General features: G+C 35.4%; 21 protein-coding genes. 18 read left to right on the top strand and 3 right to left on the bottom strand.

Going from position 1 to position 24816, the window contains the following annotated elements; translation table 11 throughout:
• Positions 1-14: 14 nt before the first annotated feature.
• The 14 genes from ACFQ32_RS07485 (at position 15) to ACFQ32_RS07550 (ending at position 15009) form a co-directional block, all read left to right on the top strand.
• Complete coding sequence (locus tag ACFQ32_RS07485; protein WP_046324236.1) at positions 15-794, top strand: ParA family protein; 780 nt, start codon at positions 15-17, stop codon at positions 792-794.
• Positions 772-1659, top strand: coding sequence for a ParB/RepB/Spo0J family partition protein (locus ACFQ32_RS07490; protein WP_046324237.1), 888 nt, complete (start codon positions 772-774; stop codon positions 1657-1659). The genes ACFQ32_RS07485 and ACFQ32_RS07490 overlap by 23 nt, the downstream gene beginning before the upstream one ends.
• Positions 1652-1927, top strand: coding sequence for a DUF951 domain-containing protein (locus ACFQ32_RS07495; RefSeq protein WP_046324238.1), 276 nt, complete (start codon positions 1652-1654; stop codon positions 1925-1927). Before ACFQ32_RS07490 ends, ACFQ32_RS07495 begins: the two co-directional genes overlap by 8 nt.
• A 24-nt stretch (positions 1928-1951) precedes the next feature.
• Positions 1952-3052 carry a redox-regulated ATPase YchF gene (ychF, locus tag ACFQ32_RS07500; protein WP_046324239.1) on the top strand — a complete coding sequence of 367 codons (1101 nt, stop codon included), beginning with the start codon at positions 1952-1954 and terminating at the stop codon, positions 3050-3052.
• Between the two features lie 9 nt (positions 3053-3061).
• Positions 3062-3844 carry a DUF1129 family protein gene (locus tag ACFQ32_RS07505; RefSeq protein ID WP_046324240.1) on the top strand — a complete coding sequence of 261 codons (783 nt, stop codon included), beginning with the start codon at positions 3062-3064 and terminating at the stop codon, positions 3842-3844.
• Positions 3845-3985: 141 nt separating this feature from the next.
• Positions 3986-5710, top strand: coding sequence for an ABC transporter ATP-binding protein (locus tag ACFQ32_RS07510; RefSeq protein ID WP_046324241.1), 1725 nt, complete (start codon positions 3986-3988; stop codon positions 5708-5710).
• Between the two features lie 9 nt (positions 5711-5719).
• Positions 5720-7582 (top strand): ABC transporter ATP-binding protein, encoded by a 1863-nt coding sequence (locus tag ACFQ32_RS07515; RefSeq protein ID WP_046324349.1) that lies wholly within the window; start codon positions 5720-5722, stop codon positions 7580-7582.
• 187 nt (positions 7583-7769) lie between these two features.
• The gene (locus ACFQ32_RS07520; protein ID WP_046324242.1) at positions 7770-9296 is read left to right on the top strand and encodes an ABC transporter permease/substrate-binding protein; all 1527 of its coding nucleotides are present in this window, start codon (positions 7770-7772) and stop codon (positions 9294-9296) included.
• 1 nt (position 9297) lies between these two features.
• Positions 9298-10266, top strand: a complete 969-nt coding sequence (locus ACFQ32_RS07525; protein WP_046324243.1) for an ABC transporter ATP-binding protein — start codon at positions 9298-9300, stop codon at positions 10264-10266.
• Positions 10267-10444: 178 nt separating this feature from the next.
• Complete coding sequence (locus ACFQ32_RS07530) at positions 10445-11131, top strand: response regulator transcription factor (RefSeq protein WP_046324244.1); 687 nt, start codon at positions 10445-10447, stop codon at positions 11129-11131.
• 4 nt (positions 11132-11135) lie between these two features.
• Positions 11136-12290: a sensor histidine kinase gene (locus tag ACFQ32_RS07535; protein ID WP_046324245.1), complete on the top strand. Its 1155-nt coding sequence runs from the start codon at positions 11136-11138 to the stop codon at positions 12288-12290.
• Between the two features lie 44 nt (positions 12291-12334).
• Positions 12335-13906, top strand: a complete 1572-nt coding sequence (locus tag ACFQ32_RS07540; RefSeq protein WP_046324246.1) for a UDP-N-acetylmuramoyl-L-alanyl-D-glutamate--2,6-diaminopimelate ligase — start codon at positions 12335-12337, stop codon at positions 13904-13906.
• A 14-nt stretch (positions 13907-13920) separates the two neighbouring features.
• Positions 13921-14667: an aspartate/glutamate racemase family protein gene (locus tag ACFQ32_RS07545; RefSeq protein WP_046324247.1), complete on the top strand. Its 747-nt coding sequence runs from the start codon at positions 13921-13923 to the stop codon at positions 14665-14667.
• Between the two features lie 147 nt (positions 14668-14814).
• A complete protein-coding gene (locus tag ACFQ32_RS07550; protein WP_046324248.1) occupies positions 14815-15009 on the top strand; it encodes a hypothetical protein in 195 nt (64 codons plus the stop codon).
• Positions 15010-15134: 125 nt separating this feature from the next.
• Here the strand turns inward: ACFQ32_RS07550 and ACFQ32_RS07555 are convergent, their stop codons facing one another.
• A complete protein-coding gene (locus ACFQ32_RS07555; protein ID WP_046324249.1) occupies positions 15135-16373 on the bottom strand; it encodes a PTS sugar transporter subunit IIC in 1239 nt (412 codons plus the stop codon).
• Positions 16374-16484: 111 nt separating this feature from the next.
• Positions 16485-17603: an ROK family protein gene (locus tag ACFQ32_RS07560; protein WP_046324251.1), complete on the bottom strand. Its 1119-nt coding sequence runs from the start codon at positions 17601-17603 to the stop codon at positions 16485-16487.
• Positions 17604-17758: 155 nt separating this feature from the next.
• Here ACFQ32_RS07560 and ACFQ32_RS07565 point away from each other — a divergent pair, with 155 nt between their 5' ends.
• The 3 genes from ACFQ32_RS07565 to yicI are packed head-to-tail and all read left to right on the top strand — an operon-like array spanning position 17759 to position 22396.
• Entirely contained in the window at positions 17759-18646 is an 888-nt protein-coding gene (locus ACFQ32_RS07565) for an ROK family protein (RefSeq protein WP_046324252.1), read from the top strand.
• Positions 18636-20114, top strand: a complete 1479-nt coding sequence (locus tag ACFQ32_RS07570; RefSeq protein WP_046324253.1) for a glycoside hydrolase family 1 protein — start codon at positions 18636-18638, stop codon at positions 20112-20114. Before ACFQ32_RS07565 ends, ACFQ32_RS07570 begins: the two co-directional genes overlap by 11 nt.
• Before the next feature lie 2 nt (positions 20115-20116).
• Positions 20117-22396 (top strand): alpha-xylosidase, encoded by a 2280-nt coding sequence (gene yicI / locus ACFQ32_RS07575; protein WP_046324254.1) that lies wholly within the window; start codon positions 20117-20119, stop codon positions 22394-22396.
• Positions 22397-22586: 190 nt separating this feature from the next.
• Here the strand turns inward: yicI and ACFQ32_RS07580 are convergent, their stop codons facing one another.
• On the bottom strand, positions 22587-23369 hold the full coding sequence (locus ACFQ32_RS07580) for a MurR/RpiR family transcriptional regulator (RefSeq protein WP_046324255.1): 783 nt from the start codon (positions 23367-23369) through the stop codon (positions 22587-22589).
• 123 nt (positions 23370-23492) lie between these two features.
• On the opposite strand from ACFQ32_RS07580, the gene ACFQ32_RS07585 reads away from it, so the two are divergent.
• A complete protein-coding gene (locus ACFQ32_RS07585) occupies positions 23493-24809 on the top strand; it encodes a PTS sugar transporter subunit IIC (protein WP_046324256.1) in 1317 nt (438 codons plus the stop codon).
• Positions 24810-24816: the final 7 nt, after the last annotated feature.

The following is a 24816-nucleotide window of genomic DNA, read 5'->3' on the forward strand; positions in this document are numbered from 1 at the left end:
AAGGCATGGAAAATATGGTGAGTGTAATTTCAGTTGCTAACCAAAAAGGTGGCGTCGGTAAAACGACAACAACTATAAATTTAGCGGCTTCGATTGCGGAACGCGGTTATCAAGTCTTAATTGTCGATATTGATCCGCAGGGTAACGCAACCTCTGGCCTGGGAATTGAAAAATCTGCTATTGATCAAGATATTTACAGCGTTTTAATTAATGACGTTCCCCTTAAAGATACGATTTTCCATACTTCAACTAAGCGATTGGATTTAGCTCCGGCGACTATCAATCTGTCTGGAGCTGAAACAGAACTAATCAGTATGATGGCCAGAGAAACACGCTTGAAGTCAGCTTTAGATTCAATTAGTGGTAATTATGATTTTATTTTTATTGATTGTCCGCCTTCATTAGGCCAATTATCTATCAATGCTTTTACGGCATCTGATTCAATTTTAATTCCCGTTCAAAGTGAGTATTACGCTATGGAGGGGCTTAGCCAGCTGCTTAATACCATCCGTTTGGTGCAAAAACACTTTAATAAAGATTTAGGTGTTGAGGGTGTTTTGCTGACCATGCTGGATGCGCGAACTAATTTAGGTGCGGAAGTTGTAAAAGAAGTACGTTCCTATTTTTCTGATAAGGTTTATAAAACTATTATTCCAAGAATTACTAAGCTGGCTGAAGCACCTAGTTATGGAGAAGCAATTACTGAATATGCTCCTAATTCACGTGGTGCTGAAGTTTATGATGATTTAGCTAAGGAGGTGTTAAAGAATCATGGTAAGAAACTCAAGAAATAAAGATACTAAAAAACATGGTGGTTTAGGTCGGGGGATTGAAGCCTTGTTTGAAGACGAACCGCAAATTGAAGATAATGAAGAAGAAATTCAGGATTTAAATTTAAGCGATATCAGACCTAATCCTTATCAACCACGTAAAAACTTTGATGACAAGTCTCTTAAAGAATTGGCTGATTCGATTAAAGAAAATGGTGTTTTTCAGCCAATTATTGTGCGTAAGTCGGTGAAAGGCTATGAAATTATTGCGGGTGAACGCAGGTTTCGTGCTTCAAAAATGGCTAAAAAGACTACAATACCGGCAATTGTCCGTGACTTTAGCGAAAGCCAAATGATGGAAGTTGCCGTTTTAGAGAATCTGCAACGTGAGGACTTAACACCTCTTGAAGAAGCTCAGGCCTACGAAATGCTGCAAAAAAACTTAGGTTTGACCCAAGAAGAAGTTTCAAAAAGAATGGGTAAGTCCCGTCCATATATTGCTAATTACTTGCGTCTTTTGACACTTCCTAATAAAACTAAGCACTTGTTACAGCACGGTGAACTTTCAATGGGACAAGCCAGAACGCTTTTAGGTTTAAAGAATAAGGACAAGATTGATGAAGTAGCTAAGCAAGTGGTTAAGGAAGGAATGCCAGTACGCAAAGTTGAGGCACTGGTAGCCAATCTTAATTCTAAAAAGCCGCGCAAAAAGACAGTGCACAAATCGCCATTTATTCGTGCTACTGAACATCAATTAGCTGATAAGCTGGGTTCAACTGTCAATATTTCCGCAAGTAAAAAAGGTAGCGGCCATTTGTCGATTGGCTTCTCTTCAACAGAAGAGCTGAATAGAATACTCGATGTGCTGGGAGTCGACCTTGATGAATAAAGAAATTGCTTATGGTTTGGCAGATACGGTATTAATGAAAAAGCCACATGCTTGTAAAACTAATGACTGGGAAGTTCTGCGTTTAGGAGCTGATATCAGGTTAAAGTGCATGGGATGTGGCCATATCGTAATGATGCCGCGTTCAAAATTCGCGCATAATTTAAAAAAAGTTTTAACTAAGGCGAATGATCCGGTTAATATTAAAAATACGCTTTATGTGCCTAAAAAAGAAATAGCACGGCCGGATATTAATCAAGAAAATAACTGATTTTGTTAAAGAAAGAGGATAAAAATGTCATTAACTGCTGGGATTGTTGGATTGCCAAACGTGGGCAAGTCAACTTTGTTTAACGCAATTACTAAAGCGGGTGCGGAAATGGCCAACTACCCGTTTGCAACGATTGAGCCTAATGTCGGAATGGTTGAAGTTCCGGACAAGAGACTGGCTCGAATTCAGGAACTGATTCCGGCTAAGAAAATTGTTCACACTACTTTTGAGTTTACCGATATTGCTGGATTAGTTAAAGGCGCTTCAAAAGGTGAAGGTCTGGGTAATAAATTCTTGGAAAATATTAGGCAAACGGATGCTATTATCCATGTTGTTAGGGCCTTTGAAGATGATAATATTACTTCCGTCACTGGTAAAGTAGATCCGGAAGAAGATATCAACACTATCAACTTGGAATTGGCAATTGCGGATCTTGACGCCGTCAATCGCCGCATTAATAAGGTAAAAAAGATTGCCCAGCAAAATGACAAAGAGGCTAAAGCAGAGTTCAATGTTTTGCAAAAAATCAAGCCGGTGTTAGAAGAAGGTAAAGCTGTCCGTTCAATCAGTTTTAATGACGATGAGCAAAAAATTGTTAAGGGCTTGTTCTTGCTGACTGATAAACCCGTTATCTATGTAGCTAACATCGCTGAAAGTTCAATGGCCGACCCAGAAAAAGACGAGTACTATCAAGTGGTTAAAAAACATGCAGAAAGTGAAAATGCGGAATGTTTAGGTATATCTGCTGCAACCGAAGAAGAAATTGCCGGCTTGGATGACGATGAAAAAGCTGAGTTCCTGGAAGCAGAGGGCGTAACTGAGTCAGGCCTTGACCGTTTAATCCGTGCAGCCTACCACATTTTAGGCTTGAGGACTTTCTTTACGGCTGGTGGTCCTGAAACACGGGCATGGACTTTTCATAAGGGAATGAAGGCTCCGCAAGTTGCAGGCGTTATTCACTCTGATTTTGAGCGGGGATTTATTCGCGCTGAAGTAGTTTCATTTACTGATCTTGATCAGTATGAAACCATGCAAAAGGTTAAAGAAGCGGGAAAGCTACGTCTTGAAGGTAAAGATTATGAAGTTCAAGATGGGGACATTATTGAATTTAGATTTAACGTTTAGGAAAAAATAATGGCAGAAAAGAAAACTGAAGAACAAGCTAAGATAGATACTAATAAGCAGGAAAAGTTAAAAGAAAAAGTAATTAATCAGAATAAGGATGATGAAGTCAAGCAAATGCAGCCTGCTGAATTGCGTAAGCAACTCAGTAACAAGAACTCTGACTATGTTTTTCGTTTGCAAAAAGAACTAGAAACACAGGGTAAAATGAGTCATGAAGATGCCCAAAAAAGAGTGGATGAGCTTTTAAATGACTTGGTAATTGCACAACGTCATGGTCAACCAGCCAGCACGTATTATAATATGTCGCCTAAACTTAAGGCTGCTGACATGTTAAAGCCCAAAAAGAAAAAGGCTTCAGATATTCTATTTTGGCAATACGCTACGGATAATGCCTTGTTTTATGTTGCTATTTTCTTTGGTCTTTTTGGCTTAATTGGCTTGTTCCAAAAGAATGACAAATATAATTCACAGATGGGTGTATTAACATTATTGATTGTTGGTGCTTCACTAGGTGTTTTCATGACCAAATATAATGACTGGGTTTTACCTAATGGCAGTAAAAATCGTAAAATTCCGTGGTCAAAATTAATCTGGGGTTTTGTTTTACTGATGGGAATGCTCTTTATCTGCTTTGGCGTATTAGGCCTTCCTGCATTACAAGTGATCAACCCGGCTTTGCCAGGAGTATATAACTTAATTATTGCAGCGGTAGCGTATGGCATTCGCTGGTTGTTCCGCCGGCATTATGAAATTATTGGTTCGGCCTTTTCACCAGCTGATAAGAGCAAATAGGTGCTTTTTGTCAAGAAAAGCGCTATACTTAGATAACTATATGTTTTAAAGGATAAATAGATTTATTATGAATCTATTTATCCTTTTTAAACTGAAAACACGTAAAAAAGAAAGCATTAATAAATTAGAAAGAGGTATTTAATGATTAACACGCTGCGTAAGTCAATCAGGCAGTATAAAAAACTGTCGTTGCTGTCGCCATTATTTGTTACTGGTGAAGTTATCATTGAGATGTTAATACCGTATTTAGTTGGTATATTAATAGACAATGGCATTATGAAGGGAAATATGTCATATATCACTAAGACTGGTGTTATTTTACTGGTGTTAACAGTTGTTTCACTTGTTTTAGGTTCCGGTGCCAGTTATGCCTCTGCTCACGCTGCTTCTGGTTTTGCGGCTAACCTGCGTAAAGATATGTTCTATCATGTGCAAGATTATTCTTTTGAAAATATTGACAGGTTTTCCAGCGCGAGCCTAGTTACGAGAATGACTACTGATGTTAATAACATTCAGATGTCTTATCAAATGCTGATTAGAATAGCAGTTCGGGCACCAATGATGTTGTTAGTTTCAATTATTATGTCAATAATAGTTAGTCCACAGTTGTCACTTGTTTTTGTCGTGATTGCACCGGTTTTCGTAATCCTTTTAGGCTTAGTGATTAAAAGTGCCAGCAAGTATTTTCCTAAAATTTTCCGCGGTTATGACCGCATGAACCAGGTTGTCCGGGAAAATGTTCGTGGTATTCGCGAAGTCAAAACCTATGTGCAAGAAGAAGCGCAAACTGTTAAGTTTAAAAAATCGGCTGGTTTTATTTATAGACTTTTTGCTACAGCTCAGAAGATCATGTCACTTAACTCCATGATTGTCATGGCTGTTTTGAATATTTCTAATTTAGCTATTTGCTGGTTTGGTGCTAAGGAAATTGTGGGTGGCAGTTTACAGACTGGTCAATTAATTTCAATGTTCTCATATTCCAACTCTGTCTTGGGTAGCTTGAACATGCTAGCTATGATCATTACTCAGCTGGTAGTTTCAGGAGCTAGTGGTCACAGGGTTGCTGCGGTTATTAATGAAAAGCCTTCAATTGAAAATCCACGTAAACCGTTAAAGCATGTGAATAATGGAGAAGTGATTTTTGATCATGTCAACTTTAAGTATGACCCAGATGATAAGGAACTGGCTTTAAGTGATATTAACTTAAATATCAGGCCGGGTGAAACAATAGGAATAATTGGTCGTACGGGGTCATCAAAATCTACATTAGTTTCTATGATTCCGCGGCTTTACGATACCGATTCTGGAGCGGTGCGTGTATCGGGACATAACGTTAAGTCCTATGACTTAAAGACGTTGCGTGATAATGTTGCCATGGTTTTACAAAATAATGTCCTATTTTCAGGCACTATCAAGGAAAACCTCAAATGGGGCAATGAAAATGCAACAGATGAAGAAATTATCGCTGCCTCAAAAATTGCTCACGCTGATGACTTTATTCGTGAAATGCCAGATCAATATGACACTATGGTTGAGCAGGGCGGTAATAATGTTTCTGGTGGCCAAAAGCAAAGGATCACTATTGCAAGGGCATTGCTCAAAAAGCCGAAAATCTTGATACTCGATGATTCTACTTCAGCAGTAGATACACAGACTGAGCGTCAAATTCGGGAAGCCTTGGCAAAGGATATGCCCGATACTACCAAAATTATTATTTCTCAAAGAATTGTGTCAATTAAAGATGCAGACAGGATAATTGTAATGGATGAAGGCAAGATTCAGGATATCGGGACACATGAAGAGCTATTGCAGCGTAATGATTTATACAGCTCAATTGCTAAGTTTCAAGAAGAACAGAAGAAGTAGGTGATTAATTTGGATAAAGCAGTAGAAAATAAAAATAGCCAAAATACTGGTAAACGTTCCACAATTTTATGGCGTCTGCTTAAATTAGTTGCCAGTACAAGTCCTTGGATGCTGATTGCTTCAACAATTGCAATAATTTTAACAGCTGCAGCAAACGTTTTAGGTTCACTATTTATTGAACGTTTGATTAATGTTTACATTATTCCCTTAACTAAAGAAGCGCAGCCAAATTTTGGTCCGCTTTTACATGCAATTGCAGTTATGTTTGGTTGCTATGCTATCGGATTTATTTCTAATTATCTTTTTGCTGTGTTGATGGCAGTTTTGGCCCAGAAAGTACAATATAGAGTACGACTTGAAATGTTTGAGCACATGGAAATGTTGCCAATTTCCTATTTTGACGAAAATGATTATGGCGACATTATGAGTTGCTATACTAATGATATTGATACCTTGCAACAAATGATTTCACAATCAATTCCGCAGTTTATGAACTCTGCGTTGAACCTCATTTTTGTTTTGGGTGCCATGCTGGCTTTAAGTTGGCAATTAACTATCTTTACCTTGATTGTTTTTGCACTCTCTATTATAATCGTCCGTTTTTTAACCGTTCGCTCCGCTCATTATTTTCAATTGCAACAAAAAGAATTGGGTCAAGTTAATGGTTACAATGAAGAAATGCTTAATGGTCTTAAGGTAATAAAGGTCTTTAGCCATGAACCTGAAGTTGAAGAAGACTTTGATGCTTATAATGAATCTTTAAAAGTAGCATCTGGTAAAGCTCATACGTATGCCACAATTTTGTTCCCTATTATGGGCAACATGGGCAATTTGCTCTACGTCTTAATTGCTATTTTAGGTGGAGCAGTTGCTATTAACCGTATTGCCCCACTTTCATTAGGAGTCATTGGTGCTTTCTTGCAATTATCTAAGCAATTTGCAATGCCAATAGCCCAGATTTCACAACAATTAAATTCTATTGTAATGGCTTTAGCGGGCGCAGAAAGAATCTTTAAGTTAGAGGATCAACCCGTTGAAATTGATGATGGTGATGTCACTATTACCAAGGATGAAAATGTTAAGGGTGCCTGGCATTGGAACGTACCACAAAAAGATGGCTCTGTTAAGAAAGTCACAGTTAAAGGACATATCGTCTTTGATCATGTTAATTTTGGCTATACGCCGAATAAACAAATTTTGTACGACATTTCTATTGACGCTAAGCCAGGTATGAAAGTAGCCTTAGTTGGTGAAACCGGTGCTGGTAAAACGACGATTTCTAATATGATTAATCGTTTTTACGAAATTAATTCTGGTACGATTACTTATGATGGTATTCCCATTAGTAGAATTAAGAAGGATGATTTGCGTCAGTCTCTGTCAATTGTTTTACAAGACACGCATATGTTTACCGGTACGGTGATGGACAATATTCGTTTTGGCAATACCGATGCAAGTGATGATGATGTATATCAGGCAGCACACTTATCTCATGCTGATGAATTTATTCATCATTTGGATGAAGGTTATAAAACAATCATTGATGGCAATGGCGGAGACTTGTCTCAAGGACAAATGCAGCTGCTCAGTATTGCACGAGCAATGATAGCAGATGAACCTGTGATGATTTTGGATGAAGCCACTTCAAGCATTGATACCCAAACGGAAAAACTGGTACAAGCTGGTATGGATAACTTGCTTGCAGGTCGCACTAGCTTTGTCATAGCTCACCGCCTGTCTACGATTGTTAACTCGGATTTAATTCTGGTGCTTGATCATGGCCATATTATTGAAGCCGGCAATCACGAACAACTCCTAAAGAAGAAGGGTTATTACTACGAGTTATATACTGGTAAAAAAGAAATAGAATAGATGTACTTAAAATATTCCTGGTCCTATAGACTGGGAATTTTTTTGCTTTAAATAATGGTGTAAGCAATAATTACTTTTCAACCATTAGTTTGTGTTATGGTAAAATAAATGAATTTAGTTGGTTCGACACTATTAATATAATTTGGTGATAATTCAAATTTTAAAAAAGTAATAAAGGAATTAAGCGATGAATCAAATTATCCAGATTTTAAGCCAGCGCAAAGGCGATTTAGGAGTTGCTTTATTGCAGCATCTGCAAATATCGTTAGTTTCGTTGCTGATTGCAATGGTGATTGCCATGCCTTTGGCCTTTTGGACAGTAAAACACACTAAAATAGCAGAGGTATTATTGCAAGTTGCCAGCATTTTACAGACCATTCCGTCACTAGCACTTCTAGGTTTATTAATTCCACTCGTTGGGATTGGAACAGTGCCTGCTGTGATTGCTTTAGTGGTATATGCACTATTACCGATTTTTCAGAACACATACCTGGGATTAACTGAAATTGATCCGGCACTAGAAGAAGCTGCTGACGCATTCGGTATGTCACGCATGCAAAAATTACTTAAGGTGGAGTTGCCTTTAGCTATGCCGACAATCATTTCGGGTATTAGAACGGCCTTAGTTTTAATTATCGGTACTGCCACCATGGCAGCTTTAATTGGTGCTGGAGGCTTGGGCAGTTTTATTTTATTGGGAATTGACCGCAACAATACCGGACTAATTGTAATTGGCGCTGTTTGTTCTGGCGTTTTGGCGATTACTCTAAGCGCGCTCATTAAGTGGCTGGAACATACCTCAGTTAAAACAGTTTTGGGAATATTAGGAGTTAGTGTCATCTTCTTAGCGGGAAGTGGAATTTATCAAGCTGTTGCCAGTCAGAAAGAAACAGTTACAATTGCCGGTAAGTTAGGTTCTGAACCAGAAATTTTGATTAACATGTATAAAGAGTTAATTGAACAAGACGATCCACACGTTCAAGTGACCTTGAAACCTAATTTTGGTAAAACTACCTTTTTATATACTGCTTTGAAAAACAATAAAATAGATATTTATCCAGAATTTACGGGAACTGTTTTGGAAACCTTTGCGAAGTCTCCGGTTAAAACGGTTGGTTTGTCTGAAAAAGAAACCTATGAAAAAGCAAAAGAATTAATGAATAAACAGGATAAGCTTACTTTGCTTAAGCCTATGGCGTACGATAATACATATGCCTTAGCAGTTAAAACTTCATTTAAAAAGAAAAATCGTTTAAGAAAAATCAGTGATTTGGCTAATATCACCAATCAGCTAAAAGGAGGAATGACATTAGAATTTATTGATCGTGGTGATGGGTTCAAGGGTATTAAGAAATTATACAAGATTGATTTCCCTGTTAAGTCAATGGAACCGGCTTTGCGTTACCAGGCAATTAATCAGAATAAAGTTAACATCGTTGATGCCTATTCAACTGATAGTGAATTGCGCCAATATCATTTGACTATTTTAAAAGATGATAAGCATAATTTTCCTATTTATCAGGGCGCTCCCTTGATGACCAATGATTTTGCCCGCAAGCATCCGCAAATTGTCCGCAGCTTGAATAAGCTGGCTGGCAGGATTTCCGAAAAGCAGATGCAGGAAATGAACTATGAAGTTAATGTTAAAAATATGGATCCTGGACAAGTCGCACGTCACTTTTTATTAAAACAGCATTTGCTTAAGGAGAAGTAAGATGACTTCAGCAATTAAGTTTGAGCATGTAAATAAAACCTTTGCTAAAAAAGTAGTAGTTAACGATCTTAATTTGGATATTCAGCAAGGCGAACTTTTCGTTTTGGTAGGAAACTCAGGCAGTGGAAAAACTACCTCGATTAAAATGATTAACCGTTTGGCAGATCCTAGTGCTGGACAGATTTTAGTCAATGAGCGGCCTACGACTGATTATAACGTTCAAAAATTGCGCTGGAAAATTGGTTATGTTTTGCAACAAATTGCTCTTTTTCCTAACATGACTGTTGCTAAAAATATTACTTTGATTCCGGAAATTCAAGGTGCTAAAGCTGATCTTACGGAAATGGCCGCAAATTTATTAGAAAAAGTGGGACTAAATCCCCAAGAGTATGCTCACCGTTATCCTCATGAACTGTCTGGCGGTGAACAACAAAGAATTGGCATTTTACGCGCGATTGCGTCAAAGCCACCGATTGTTTTAATGGATGAACCCTTTAGCGCCCTGGATCCACTTTCCCGCGCAAATTTACAAGAACTAGTTATTAATTTGCACAAGCAACTGCATAATACAATTTTATTTGTGACGCATGATATGAATGAAGCCCTGCACTTAGCTGACAGGATTGGCGTTATGAAGGATGGCAAATTATTACAGGTCGATCAGCCACAAGAAATCTTACGCCATCCGGCAAACAATTTTGTCAGGGACTTTTTTAAAGGCAGCTTAGGGAACAATTTATATGAAACACCATTAAAGCAAGCAGCCTTATTTAATGAATTTAAGCAAACTAGTTCTAATTCGCTGGCAGCAATGCCTGTAATTAATATTAATGAAAAAATTGCTGCATTACTGCTACTTTTGAGCCGTCAAAATGAAGTTGCCGTACAAAATAATAATGGAAAATATTTAGGCTTCATTGATCGCCAGTGGCTGATTAAATATTTGAACAATATTAATAGTTTAAAATAGGAAATGAGCTGGTAACTGTCCAGCTTTTTTAATAAAACGATAAAATTATGCTTGAATATTAGTAGTTTATTACAAAATTGACTAAAATATTAGACATAGATTCTGCTAAACTATATTTAGTGGAATAATGAAATAAAGCGAAAAATAATCAATAGATAAAAGAAGGGAAATTAGCCCTATGAAAATTTTAGTTGTTGACGATGATAAAGAAATCGTCGAGCTGTTAAGTATTTATCTTAAAAATGAAGGTTACACTCCAGTTGTTGCCTATAGCGGCAAAGAAGCAATTACGAAATTAACTACGACGCCAGATATTGCATTAATGATCTTGGACATCATGATGCCTAATATGAGCGGAATTGATGTTATCAAGGAAGTACGCAAAGATTCTGATATCCCAATTATTATCGTATCAGCCAAGACTGGTGATATGGATAAAATTCAAGGCTTGATTACTGGAGCAGATGACTATGTTTCTAAGCCATTTAATCCTTTAGAAGTAATGGCACGAGTTCGTTCACTTTTGCGTCGTAGTCAAAAGCAGGTTAAGGATGATGAACCAGATATTTTAGAAGTGGGACCACTGATTATTAACCGTGATTCACATGAAGTTAAGACAATTGATGGTAAAGACATTCAGTTGACTGCCCTGGAATTTGGCATTTTATATTTGCTCGCCAGTCACCCTAACCGTGTATTTTCAGCGGATGAAATTTTTGAACGGGTTTGGCAGCAGGAATCGATAGTTTCTGCTAAAACCGTTATGGTGCATGTTTCACACCTGCGTGACAAAATTCAATCGGCAACGGGTGGTGAAGATGTTATTCAGACCGTCTGGGGAGTAGGCTATAAAGTTGAGGCTTAACTAGATGAAAAAGGAAAGGGTCAAGCTGACAGCTGCGGAAAAGAGTGAGCTGTTTGCTGAAGGCGTTATAACGGTAGTTCTAGAGCTACTATTGAACCTGTCAGTGATTATTTTAATCAACTTGACAATTTTACAAGATAAAAACCTGGTTAACGGGATATATTTTTTAAAAAAGACCATTACCTTTGCTGGTGGGCGCCACTTATGGTCCTGGCAGAATACCTTTATTATTTTCATGGGTATTGGTGATTTAATCGTTCTGTACTGGCGCTTAATTCGGCGCTATCATCAAATGCAGTTAAGACATGTTATTTCTGAACTGCATTATATTGCTAAGGGACATTTTGACCATACAATTTCTTTTAAAGTCAAAACTGATTTGCAAAAAGTAATTGATTCAATTAATTCGTTAGTAGACAGTACAGTAAATGCGATTAATGAAGAAAAAGCGATTGAAAAGTCAAAGGACGAACTGATTAGCAATGTTTCTCATGATATCAGAACGCCCTTAACTTCTATCATCGGCTATTTGGGTTTACTGAAATCGGGGGTGTCAAATCCAGCAGATCAACAAAGATACCTTAATATTGCATATATGAAGGCTGAACAGATGAAATCGCTCGCTCATGATTTGCTTGAGTATACCACGTTAAAATCAACTAGTACCAAATTAAATTTGTCTTCTTTACATATTTTTTCTATGTTAGAGCAGGTTGCCGCGGGCTTTGAATTCGAAGGTCAGGAAAAAGGGATAGTATTTAATATAGAAGCAAGACCTAAAAATTTAACTATTCAAGCTGATGCGGAAAAGTTGGTACGTGTTTATAATAATCTCATCACTAATGCGCTAAAGTACGGTACAGGTGCAACACAAATTAACTTAATTGCTAATTTAGTTAATAACAATGAAGTTGAGTTACGGGTAGAAAACAATGGTGCTCAAATTCCCGAAGATTCGTTGAAAAAAATATTTGAACGTTTTTACAGAGTCGAAGGCTCCCGTAATACCCAAACTGGTGGCACCGGGCTAGGTCTATCAATTACCAAAAGTATTGTTGATCTTCATCAGGGAAAAATCCGCTGTGAATCTGACAAAGATTGGACCCGTTTCATTATTTGCCTGCCTTTAAACTTAAAGAGTGAAAAAACTCCAGCATAGCTGTGGTATAATTTTGACTGAGATAATAAATAGAGGAGTATAGCATGAGTATTTCTTTAAATACCTGTATTTTAATTTTAAAAGAACACCATCTGCTTAAATCGAGTGCTGTCCAAGATACTATATCTTCTAAGATGGAATATGTGTCGTATGACTCGCGTGACGTTCATACCAATACATTATTCTTCTGTAAAGGTGCTGGTTTTCGTCCCACTTATTTGTCAATGGCAAAGGCGAATGGTGCTAATTGTTATGTAGCAGAGCAACCCTATCCGGAAGGTAAGGGAATGCATGCACTGATTGTGCGTAATGTTTCCAAAGCGATGGCGTTATTGTCTGCGGCATTTTTCCGTTTCCCACAAGACGATTTATATTTAATAGCTATTACTGGTACTAAAGGCAAGACTACAACGGCCTACTTTTTAAAAGGGATGTTAGATCAGGTAAACGGCGGTAAAACGGCGTTAATTTCATCAGTCAACACAGTTGTGGGACCTAAAAAAGATGATACTTTTAAGTCAAGCTTGACTACGCCTGAATCACTTGATTTGTTCCGTGATATGCGAATAGCTGTAGACAACGGAATGACGCATATGGTTATGGAAGTTTCCAGCCAGGCTTATAAGAAAAACAGGGTATTTGGTCTGACCTATGACCTGGGCTTTTTCTTAAATATTACACCTGATCATATTGGACCCAATGAGCATCCCAATTTCGCTGATTATTTACATTGTAAGTTGCAGCTGCTGGTTAATGCTCGTAAATGTATTATTAACGCTCAGACTGATCATTTTCCTGAAGTTTACGCTGCGGCCATGACTACTACTGATCCAGACAGTATTTACTTATTTGCTGACGAAAAATTTACTAATCCGGATCTGAAACAGACCATCGATTTTCGTTTTTCGACCCAAGAGCTTGATATGTCACGGACCAGGTTCCAGGTGTTATGTGTTAGCGACAAAGCCAAGCAGCTTAAAATAGCTGGCGATTACCAGTTAAAGATGTTAGGTGATTTTAATGAATCTAACGGTACCGCAGCAGTAATTGGTGCAGGACTGGCAGGAATGAATTATGACGATGCTGCTAAAGGTATCAGTCAAGTTACCGTCCCTGGAAGAATGCAAACAGAAGTTACAAAGAAGCACGGAGTAGTGGTTGTGGACTTCGCACATAATGAAGCCTCAATGATGGCTCTTATGGGCTTTATGCAACGAGAATTTAATAATCCTAAAATTATTGTCGTTGTGGGGGCACCTGGTGACAAAGGAGTTTCTCGTCGTCCCGGTTTTAGTAACAGTCTGAATGCCTACGCTGATAAAGCCTTTCTGACAACAGATGATCCTGGCTTTGAAGATCCCATGGATATAGCACAGGAAATTGATGCAGGGATCAATCATTCTAAAGTTGATGTCACAATAGAACTAGACCGTAAGAAGGCCATTCATGATGCAATCAGTATGTCCAAGCAGGGTGATGTTGTTCTGATCTGTGGTAAAGGTGAAGATAGTTATCAAAAGATACGGGGAGTAGATACTCCTTATCCGTCTGATATTACAGTTGCACAACAGGTAATTGATGAACTTGAAGGGCAAAAAGAACATTTTAACGGTTAGAAAAGTAGGTATTAATGAAACATTTTTTTAGTATTATTGGTGGTATGGGTACCATTGCAACGGAAAGCTACGTCCGCATGATTAATCACCGTATAAAGATTACTAAAGATCAGGACTATCTGAATTATATTTTAGTTAATGATGCCCAAATTCCTGACCGAACGGCTTATATCAAAGACCATAGTCAGCCTAATTTTTTCAATGCCTTGCGTGATGATGTGCTCCAGCAAGCAATGCTAAAGCCTGATTTTTTCGTGATGCCATGTAATACTGCACATTTTTTTTATGATGACTTGGCTAAACTAACTGACATTCCTTTTTTGCATATGATGCGCATTGCCGTGCATAAGTTCGTAAATGATTATCCGGAAGAAAAAAAGATTGGTTTGATTGCTACAGAAGGTTCGATTTATGATCATCTGTACGAAGACGAAATTGAACAAGTTGGCCGTGAGGTAGAACTGGGTGGTCCTGAGATTCAACCGCTGGTTACTGAGCTGATTTATTCCAACATTAAAGAAAAAGGCGTAGTTGATGGCGAACTTTATCACCGCATATTACGCACCATGCATGATCAATATGGTTGTAATGTAATTTTACTTGGTTGTACTGAATTATCTTTAGCTCAGGAAAAGGCGCCAGAGCATCCGTATAATGTTATTGATCCGCAAGTTATTATTGCTGATGTGGCAATTGAATTAGAACTAAAAATTCGTGCAGGAATGGATCCTAAGACTGCTATAGAGAAATATATGTATTAAATAATACGTATGATTTAACACAAATTAAAATAGACTAGTAATCAATTTGATTATTAGTCTATTTATTTTTCCAAAAAAGTATTGACAATGTTTCTACTTGGTATTAGTGTTTTAGAAAAGTAATACAGTAAAAGTGGGAGGGCTCAAATGTTATATCTTTTATATATATTTATTGGCATACTGATAATTCTGACTACTAATTTAGCAGTAACAGTAATTTTGAGCATTAGAGATGCTTATCGCAATCACCTTAAAGATCATTTATCATTTGGCACTGCCTTCAAGAAATATTTTGTTAAAAATAATAATATCTCTCTCCATCTGTCTGATTGGAAGTTTTAAAACTTTCTGACAAGAAAGCAAATTTATAATGAAGTTTATAATGAAGATAAAAAGCTATATTAAAAATAAGGAAAATCGTTTAGATTTTCCTTATTTGTTGTCTGAATTTTTAAAACTTAATAATATTAATTATTGACTGATTCTTCTTGCTTTAAGGCCTGTCTATCAAGTGACTTAAAGAAAGGATAGTAAGCAAGAATGGCAAATATCAACTCAATTGCTTGCCACACTGCTGCTCTCCAATCTCCACCAGTCATTAAAAATCCACTGATGATTGTTGGTGTTGTCCAAGGTACTTGGGCTACAATCATTCCGATAATGTGAAACCTCATTAAGAAATAAGTAATAAATTGTAGAATCATTGGAACTAAAATAAATGGAATCATTAATGTAGGATTTAAGACAACCGGTACACCAAACATAACCGGTTCACTGATATTAAAGATAGCTGGCATGATACTTAAATTGCGCATTGCTTGATATCTTTTACTTTTGGCGGTAAACATACAAAGAACTAATCCTAAAATTGCACCAGTGCCACCAATGGTCATACCAAAATTTAAAAATCCGTCTGCAGTAATGTTAATTGGAGCTTTTCCTTTTGCAACTGCATTAATGTTTTGAGTTAAAAAAGTTAAGAATACTGGAGTATAAATACTGCCCACAATATTAGTGCCATGAATTCCAACAGTCCATAGTAAACAAACAAGAAAGATCGCTAGTTCAACCCCCCAAATACTTGAAAGACCTACTACGAGGGGACTGAAGATCATTGTAACTACACTATTGATATCAATGTTACATACTACTCTAATAATCCATACAACTAATAAAGCTGCAGCACCAGGGATTAAGGATGAAAAAGAGTTTGCAACTGCAGGTGGTACAGAATCAGGTAGAGTAATAACCCAGTGATGATTAATACAGAAACGCATTACTTCTACTGTTAAGATACAAATTACAATAGCAGTAAAAATACCACCTGAGCCTAGTTGAGATGGATCAATTGCTAATTTGTTATTTAACATTGCCATTAAGAAAGCTATAGTACCAATGGCAGTAGTGGACATTGGATCCATCTTGTTAGCTTTAGCTGCTTGGTAGCTAATTCCCATTGCTACTATTAATGCTAGAATTCCAAATGTAACCGTGACACAAGCGTTTAAGGCAGGTGCGAAAGGTTTAATAATATTTGCCCAACCTGGAATAGGTAGTTGCGCAATAATCATAAATATTGATCCGAAAATAGTAAATGGAATAGTAATGATCATTCCGTCTCTAAGAACGATCATATATTTTAAGTTACCAACTTTTGCCAGTTTAGGCAGTAGCTTTTGTTGCATAGTTGTCATTATGTTATGCATGATAAAATCCTCCTAAAAGATTGTTTAATCAGGTATGTAAAGTGAACTAACTAACCATGCATAATGTAATCCCTTACATGAATTTTGTCAAATTATTTTTAAAAACAATCTTTAAGGAATAAGTCGCAACCTCTTGTTTCCTAATTCAAATACTTCTCGTAACAAAAGTGAATAACCTCCCAAAAGAGGTGCGAATCGCGATTTACGCGCTATTTGCAATTGTGTTTTATGTTTTCTTAAAATTGGTAGATTATTTTTTATTTGAATAAGTAAGTTAGGAATGTTTTCAAGTAAGGTTGAATCAAGAATTATCATTTGTGGTGAAAAGGTAGCAATAAGATTATTTAGCACAAGAGATAAGCATTTAACAAATTGAGAAATAGATTCACTAACTTGCTTATTTCCTTTAAAGTATAATTTTGCTATTTGTTGAATGGATAAATTATTTAGTCCTTTAGCTTGGGAGATATTTTTTAATATGGCTTCTTGAGAACAATATATTTCTGGATTAAATAGTTTTAGTGTTTCATCTCTTGTTGACAAAAATTGCATTTCACCCAAATCTCCTGCATTATTTCCCAATCCTGTATATAAATTTTCGTTAATAATTATGCCAGCATTAATGGTTTCGTCAATGGCAACTGTTATCAGATTCTTTATGTGATTATTAGAAGAAAAATCTCGTTGAAAAATTGCTGCCGCATCAGCGTTATTGGCAACTATTACGGGAACAGAATAGTTTTCTTTAAGCCAGGCTTCTAATGAATTGCATTTCGACTGTTCCTTTTTATGGATTGCCAGGGAAATACCAAGTAATCCTCTTTGTGTACCTAATATATGAAAATCGGAGATTTTCTTTTTTAGTACTTCTTTAATACTTCTGCTTTTATTAGTTAACGCTATTTCTTCAAAACGATTAATGTAACCATTTGCTAAAGTAGCCATAATTTTAAGTGAATTAGAACCCAATTCTAAATTGATAAAGTATCCGTATTTAGAATTAAAGGAGACAAGTAATGGTCTTCTACCGCCAACAGTGGTACTTTCACCTTCACCTATTTCTGTAACATATTTTTTAGTTAGTAAATCATCTAAAATACTTGAAATTGTAACCTTATTGATTGAAAGATCCTTAGAAATTTGGCTACGAGAAATTGGTCCATAATTAATAACGTGTTTTATGACGGAAATCTCATTGCTTTTGCGCATAGCCTGCTTATTTATAACCATTTTGTTAATTACCTTTCTTACTTTTTATTATAAAGGAATTTTCTCAATTCATTCAATAATATTCATTGAATGTATTTACATTTAAACTGGATAGTATTATTCTAACTATCAAGGTATGTAAACTAAACTAACTAACTCGAACAGGAGATGCGGCAATGGCAGTATTAACAGTAGACGTTGGGCAAAAGTATATCAGGTATGGTTTTTTTGATAGAAACGATAACTTAACGGGTAAAGGTCAGTATCAAATTTCAAATGGCTCTGCCAATACTTTTTATGAATCTTTAGCAAAATTAGTAAAAGAAAGTGACTTTGAAGTTACTGCGATTAGTATTAGTTTTCCAGGTTTCATTGATGTTAAACGTAATATTGCTATCAGAGCCGGATCACTGAGAAATTTGGATGGTCACAATATTGTTGAAGATTTGCATCATTATTTAAATAATGACATTGAAATATTTATTGAAAATAATTCTAATTGTGCAGCAATAGCGGAAAAATTAAATGGAAATGCTCAAGACGTTCATGACTTTGTAGTTATGACTTTGGGTAATGGTGTAGGTGGAGCTATTTTTATTAATAATACTTTACTTCGAGGAATTGGTTATTCAGCGGGTGAATTTGGTATGATGATCAGTGATTATTCTGGTCATGGCTATGATAGTGAACATTTTTTAGCTTCTGCAAAAGCATTGATTGCTAGTTATTCGGAAATGAGAGGAATTCCGAATGATTTAGTAGAAGAATTTCAAATATTTTCTGAATTAGATGATCCACAAGTAAAAAAAATAGTAGATCAATGGGCCACTTATGTAGCTATTTGCATTTTTAATATTGCTTGTACTCTTAACCCACAAAAGTTTTTAATTGGTGGAAGTGTTAGTCAAAATAGTGAGCTAATTCCAATACTCAATAATAAATTGGCTGGGATTCCGAATTGGCGAGATTTTCAAGCTGAAATAGAGTCGTGCCGTTTCTATGATGATGCGAGTCTTTACGGAGCTTATTGGGCCTACATGGGGAGTAAAAAAGATGTTTCATAAAAAATTAGATAATTTTCCAAAAGATTTTTTATGGGGAGCAAGTTCAGCTGCCTATCAAATAGAAGGTGCAGCAACTGAAGATGGAAAAGGAAAATCAATTTGGGATGTATATGCACATGAGAAGGGGAATACTTATAAAGGTACTAGTGGAGATGTAGCTGTAGATCATTATCATAAATATAAAGAGGATGTAGGCTTAATGAAAAAAATGGGATTAAAAGCCTATCGCTTTTCTATTGCTTGGAGTCGTGTTATTCCCGAAGGAGTGGGAAAAGTAAATATAAAGGGATTGAAATTTTACCATAATTTAATTCATGAACTTGAAAAAGCACACATTGAGCCTATATTGACTATATATCATTGGGATCTTCCATTGGCATTACAAGAAAAATATGGTGGATGGGAATCTGCTAAAACTATTGCAGCGTTTAAAAATTATGCCGAGCTTCTATTCAGAGAATTTGGTGCAGAAGTAAAATATTGGGTAACCATAAACGAACAGAATGTTTTTACGTCCATGGGATATCGTTGGGGTACACATCCACCTAAAAAGCATAGTTTTAAATTAATGTTATTAGCAAATCATCATATCAATATTGCAAATGCAGAAGTAATTAAGCTCTTTCATCAAATGGTTCCGAATGGTATGATAGGACCAAGTTTTGGTTATGGCCCAACTTATGCAAAAACTTCAGATCCAGAAGACGTGTTAGCGTCGATGAATGCAAATGATTTTAATAATAATTGGTGGTTAGATGTATATTGTACAGGCAAGTATCCATTTTTCTGTAAGAAGCAATTTGAAAAATGGAATATCATGCCTGAAGTTACGGGAGAAGAACAAAAGATTTTGGAGGATACTGAAGCTCATCCGGATTTTCTTGGTATTAATTACTATCATGGTGGTACTTTTCAACAAAATAGAATTCAAAAAGCGGTTAAATCTGAAGAGCAAGAAAGTTTTGATAAAACTGATCCCTATTTGGAACAGCCCAAAGAAAGGAATGCTAATGAACCTGAAGTTCCTATGTTTAATAATGTAGAAAATTCATATGTAGATAAAACTCAATGGGGCTGGGAAAAAGACCCAACTGGATTGAGAATTGCACTTAGACAAGTTTATGAAAAGTACCACCTGCCTATTATGATTACTGAAAATGGCTTAGGGGCTCAGGATAAGGTTGTTAAAGGCAAAATTAACGATAATTATCGCATCTCTTACTTATCAGAACATATTATTGCAATGCGGGAAGCTATTACTGATGGTGTGAACCTGCTAGGTTATTGTGCTTGGTCTTTTACAGACTTGTTAAGCTGGCTAAACGGATATTCTAAACGTTACGGCTTTGTTTATGTTGATCAAAATGATCAAGAAAATGGTAGCTTAAAACGTATCCCCAAACGCAGTTTTTCGTGGTATAAGAATGTCATTAAATCAAATGGTAAGGATTTAAAAGTTGAGGAATAATCATGAAGTATTTAAACGGTAATTGGCTTGTTCGTGATGGTTACGCTATTGATTATGGTCAAAGTATATATGATAGTAAAATTAAAAAAAACAAGTTAACCCTATGGATTCCGTTTAAGGAAATAACTGATCCTGGAATGACTTTAGACGATGGTATGTTGACCGTAGAGGTATCAGCACCACGTAAAAATATAATTAATATTAAAATTATCAATTATAAAGGCGCAGTAGACCATGGTCCTAATTTCAAACTAAATAAGAGTGCAAATTTTAAACCAGAAATAATAGAAAAAAAGGACAGATTTATTATTAAATCTGGTAAAACTTCTCTTGAAATAACAAAGGGTAAACAAGTTAAGTTTATTTATTTGTATGACAATAATTTCAAAGCAGAAGTAGTTGATAGATCCATTGCGAGAATTTTTGATCCGCATGGTCAAGTTCACATGTCTAATTCTTTTGTTTTACAACCAGGCGAAAAAATATACGGACTTGGTGAGCGCTTTTCCAACTTCGTTAAAAATGGACAAGAAGTTGAGATTTGGAATAAAGATGGCGGTACTGAAACTACCCAATCATATAAAAATATTCCTTTATATTTATCAAATAGAAATTACGGAATCTTAGTAGATACCCCTGAAAAAGTTTCATATGAGATTGCATCCCAACAAGTTGATAGGGTTGAATTCTCTGTTCCTGATCAGGAGCTTTCTTTTATGTTTATTGGTGGTGAAAACAATAAAGAAGTTCTGGATCACTACACTGCATTAACAGGTAAACCACCACTGTTACCAGCTTGGAGTTACGGCTTGTGGCTGACTACTTCATTTACAACTAAGTATGATGAAAGAACTGTTATGAGTTTTATTAATGGTATGTTGGAACGGAATATTCCGTTATCAGTTTTCCATTTTGATTGTTGTTGGATGAAACCAACGGAATGGTGTAATTTTGAATGGGATCCGGATGCTTTTCCTGATCCAGAAGGACTACTCAAAAAAATTCACGATAAGGGAATTAAAATTTGTGTTTGGATTAATCCATATATTGCTCAAAAATCGCGTTTGTTTTTAGAAGGCATGGAAAAGGGCTACTTCATTAAAAAAATTAATGGCGATATTTGGCAATGGGATAAATGGCAAGCAGGCATGGCAATTGTTGATTTTACAAATCCCTCAGCAGTTAAATGGTATCAAAGCTATTTAAAAAAATTATTGTATCAAGGCGTAGATGTTTTCAAAACAGATTTTGGTGAAAGAATTCCTAGTGAGAATGTAAAGTTCTTTGACGGATCTGATCCTGAAAAAATGCATAATTATTATACATTACTATATAATAAGATTGTGATTGAAACTATTGCTGAAGTTAAAGGTGAAAAAGAGGCATTAGTATTTGCCCGTTCTGCAACAGTTGGTAGTCAATGTTATCCAGTACATTGGGGTGGTGATTCTTCCTCAAATTATTCTTCAATGGCAGAAACTTTGCGTAGTGGTCTTTCATTTGGTATGAGTGGTTTTGGCTACTGGTCTCATGATATTTCTGGTTTTGAAGCTAGTGCAACTCCTGATCTATATATCCGGTGGACACAATTCGGACTGTTAACCTCGCATTCTCGTTACCATGGTTCAACAACATATAAGGTTCCTTGGCTGTATGGTGAAGAAGCAGTAGAAAATACTAAAAAGTTTACAAATCTTAAGTTAAGGTTATTACCTTATTTAATGTATATGTCGTTAAAAGCACATCTTCATGGGACTCCAATTCTTCGTCCAATGATTTTGGAATTTCCTAAAGATCCGGGAGTAGAGGATTTAGACATGCAATACATGTTAGGCGATAATTTGCTAGTTGCTCCTATTTTTAATGATCAAGGAAAGGTACAGTTTTATGTTCCAGAAACTCATGGCAGATGGATAAATATTTTGACCGGAGAAGCCTATGAGGGTGGAAAATGGTATAAAAAAATATTTGATGAATTAAGCTTACCGATACTGGCTCGCCCAAACTCGGTTATTGTGACAGGAGAGTTTGACGATAAAACGATGTATGATTTTACCAATCATCCAACAATTAATATTTTTGAACCTGAGGAAGGGAAACTAGCAAGTCTAATTACTGATAGTTATGGTAAAAGAATTGGCAAAGTTAAAATTATTAAACAAGGTAATACTTTAACTATACAACCTCATAACATTCAATCCTTTGACTTGAATATTTATATTGCTAAGAAGAAAGTTGAGGAATATACAGATTTAGTAGGTGAAACAAAATTAACTATTTAGCAGTATTTAATTTTACATAATATCAAACAAAACATCTTACCTTTTTCAGTAAGATGTTTTTTATTTAGTTTAAGAAATAATTAATATAGAATATCAATTTATAATTTTTCAAGTTTAGAAATTTTACTAAATTACTGTGCTTTAGTTGATATAATGGAATGTTTCTAAAATATACATAATATTCAGTTGATTATTTAGTACTGAAAATGTTTTTGTATATTCGTGTTAAAGCACTAGCAAAAATCCAAAAAATAGGTTGAGGATCTATTGATTGAACTTGTAAATTTTCGTTAACAGTAGAAACTGTCGGAAGTATAAAATTCAAACTAATATCTTTTAATATATTAAGATTCGGATTCATAGTTACTATTGTAAGTAAAATATTCTCTTGCTTACATTTTTTATATATTTTTTTATATTGTTTCAAAGAACCTGAAACTGAAAAAACAATAACTAAATCACCCTTTTTTAAGGATTGATCAACATGATTAATCATTGATACATCATCATAAATAATAGGAGTTTTACCGAGTGTAAGAAACATAAATTTTAGGTAATCAGTAACTAATCCTGTATATCCATAACCAATAAAAAATGTTCGCTTAGCATCGTGTATTTCTTTTGCAAGCTGAATTATTTTTTCATTATTTGAATTAGTAGGAATTTTACTTATAGATTTGCAGAATCCGTTTGTTACTTTTGAAAGTTCATTACTACTGTCGCTAGCTTCTTCTTTAGATGCATTATTTTGAAGATATAATTTTGTCTGAAAAGAGAATTCGCTATAACCGGAAAGACCTATTCTTTTAGCTAATCGAACAAGAGTTGTAGTAGATGTTCCGTAGATAAATGCTGCTTCTTTGGCAGAAGAAGACGCTAATGGCTTAAGATTTTTTAATATCTTTTCTGTTGCTTCTCTTTCTTTAGTGGACATTTTGGAATGAAAAGTTTCTAATTGATTGACTATATCCATAACAACCTCACTTTTTTAATTATATATGAAATATATTTCATTTTAAAAATAATATTGAAATATATTTCATAATAGCTTACAATTGAATTGAAGAAACAAATTTTATGTAAGGAGGAAATCTGAATGACTGATTCAAAAAAACAAAATATAGTCATAACTTGGGTACAACAAAAAGTTGCTCCTATTGCAGGTAAAATTTCTAATGAAAAGTATTTGGCTGCTATAAGAGATGGTATGACTGCAATAATTCCTGTTACTATTATTGGTGGTATAGCAGCTATAATTAGTTCGCCACCAGTGCCGAATGCAGTTAAAGCTACAAACTTTATATCTTCATTTTTGATAAGTTGGAGAAATTGGGCAACTGTAAATGCTGCAATTCTTACTATACCTTATAACTTAACCATGGGTCTACTTGGTCTATATACAGTAATTGCCATTGCTTACTATTTAACACAATACTATAAGATGAATCTGATTACTAATGAAATAACAGCTATTTTAGCATTTTTAATAATTGCATCTCCACCAATTGCTATCAAAAATATAATCTATTTGCCAGCAAAAAATTTAGGTGCAGTGGGAATGTTTGCTGGAATTGTGGTTGCTATAATTACAGTTGAAGTAAACCGCTTATTTATTTCAAACCATATTTCAATCAAGCTTCCATCTAGTGTTCCACCAAATGTTGCAGCTCCTTTTGAGGTGCTATTACCTATGCTAGTTATAACATTTGTCTTGTTCATTTTAAATAATTGGTGTGTAAACTTCACGCATAATGATATTGCTTCAGTTATATATTTATTGTTTACGCCATTTACTAATTTAACCGGGTCTTTGCCAGTAGTATTATTAATAGCATTTACTGCAACTACTCTTTGGTTTTTTGGGATTCACGGCAATAACATGCTTGGAGCAATAGTTACACCTATAACTACATTAAATGTAGCTTTGAATTTAAAACAATATAATGCTGGTCAGCCAATGACACATATTTTTGCTGGTTCATTTTATTCCGTATTTGGTGGATGGATTACATATACGGCATTTATAATTGCAATGATTTTGTTTGCAAAATCTGTGAGATTAAAAACGTTGTGGAAAATAGGTTTACCAGGTAATTTATTTAATATTAATGAACCGTTGATTTTCGGTATTCCGACCGTTTTAAATTTATATTTTTATATTCCAATTGTGATTTCAGAAATAATTAACTTAACAATTGCATATTTATTGATGCAATATAATATTTTGGGAAAGTTTTACGTTATGGTTCCCTGGTCAACCCCTGGTTTTATTCAGGTCTTTTTGGCCTCAATGGACTGGAAAAACTGTATATTATGGATAGGTCTATTAATATTAGATATATTTATTTGTACTCCATTTTTGAAGTTATATGACAGAGAATTAATTAAAGAGGAAAGTATACAAAATAAGTAGAAAAGGA

It is taken from the genome of Lactobacillus melliventris (assembly GCF_042679465.1).
Taxonomy (GTDB): Bacteria; Bacillota; Bacilli; order Lactobacillales; family Lactobacillaceae; genus Lactobacillus; species Lactobacillus melliventris.